Below are 1110 nucleotides of genomic sequence, written 5' to 3'. Positions count from 1 at the left end.
CCAGATTGCCGCCGGTGGTCGAGACCACACGCTGCCAGCCGTCTTCCGGCTCCCAGGCTTCAGCGTCGTGAGTGTGTGCGGCCGTACCGGCGGCGTGTTCGTGAACGGCCACCGGTTCGGATTTTTCGAAGGTTTCAGCCTGCAGAATCAGTGGCGAGACCCAGAAGCTTTGCAGCAACGTTAGCAACAGGGCGGCCAGCAGGCCGGTGAAGCCTGCAGTTTGCGCGATACGCTTGATCATGTCGGCAGGTCTCAGTGGCACGGGAACGCGGCGCTGTGGCGGGTATCGTGAGCGGCGTTGTGCACCGCTTCGATGTGCGAGAAACCGGCGAAGTAAACGAGGCTGGCGCCCAGGATCGACGCGAAAATGGCGGCGGTCAGGCGTTGGCTCAAGGTGGCGGTACTGGAGATTTTGTCGGTGTTGCTGGCGGTGCTGCTGATGATCGACATGGCGCTTCCCTCTGGAGTGTCAGCGGGTGATATAGAGCGCATGAAAACCCCTGCGAGTCGCGCACGCAGAGGTTCGAACAGCGCCCGCCCACCGCGGGTTTGTTATGTTCAGCGACGCAAAATGCGCGCTGTGTGTTGCGGGCCGGTCTCCGGGCTCACGAGGGGTTGGCGTCAGGCCGACCTGCAAGCGTCACCTTCCCATGCCGCAATGGCACAGTGGATTCGACGCTTCGCTCGCTTACCGTTGCGGGGGCAGCACCGGACTGACATGGCTTTGAGTAAAGCACATGATTCACCGGTTTCCCGTTTCACCCTGTGAAGGGCACCCGTAACAAGTTGTGTAGGAGAGCATGGGGTGGGGGATTTAGTCAATTTTGGGGGTGGATCCGTTGCTGCGGTAACGGCCACTTAGGGTTCCGCCCTTACGGCGGGTCACTTTTGGCAAAACGCCCCAAAAAGTAACCAAAAGGGTCTATGCCCTGACGTTCGGCCCTCGCTCAGGCTCGGGTTCCTTCGCTGCGGGATTCATCCGGGGGGCAGCGCCTACGGTTTGCTTCGCTGCACCTCCTCTCGCTGTGTTTGGCTGCGCCAAACGGTCGCTGCGCTCCCACCCCCGGATAAATCCCTCCACTCAGCCTGCCGACGGGCCCTCAGATCAAG

2 protein-coding genes and 1 riboswitch are annotated in these 1110 nt (G+C 61.4%); both genes read right to left on the bottom strand.

All coding sequences use genetic code 11. From position 1 onward, the window contains the following. Positions 1 to 241 (bottom strand): CbtA family protein (locus tag HT737_RS03330; protein WP_182401433.1); only part of this gene is annotated, 241 nt, incomplete at its 3' end. 11 nt (positions 242 to 252) lie between these two features. Beyond that, positions 253 to 450 carry a CbtB domain-containing protein gene (locus HT737_RS03325; RefSeq protein WP_182401431.1) on the bottom strand — a complete coding sequence of 66 codons (198 nt, stop codon included), beginning with the start codon at positions 448 to 450 and terminating at the stop codon, positions 253 to 255. A 122-nt stretch (positions 451 to 572) separates the two neighbouring features. Next, positions 573 to 795: riboswitch (cobalamin riboswitch) on the bottom strand. Positions 796 to 1110: the final 315 nt, after the last annotated feature.

This window comes from Pseudomonas sp. MD195_PC81_125, assembly GCF_014060985.1.
In the GTDB taxonomy this organism is placed as follows: domain Bacteria; phylum Pseudomonadota; class Gammaproteobacteria; order Pseudomonadales; family Pseudomonadaceae; genus Aquipseudomonas; species Aquipseudomonas parakoreensis.
This window is presented reverse-complemented; position numbering and strand designations above follow the sequence as displayed.

Excerpts from the sequence above, each read along its gene's own strand:
- HT737_RS03325 (WP_182401431.1), bottom strand. The coding sequence starts at position 450 with ATGTCGATCATCAGCAGCACCGCCAGCAACACCGACAAAATCTCCAGT.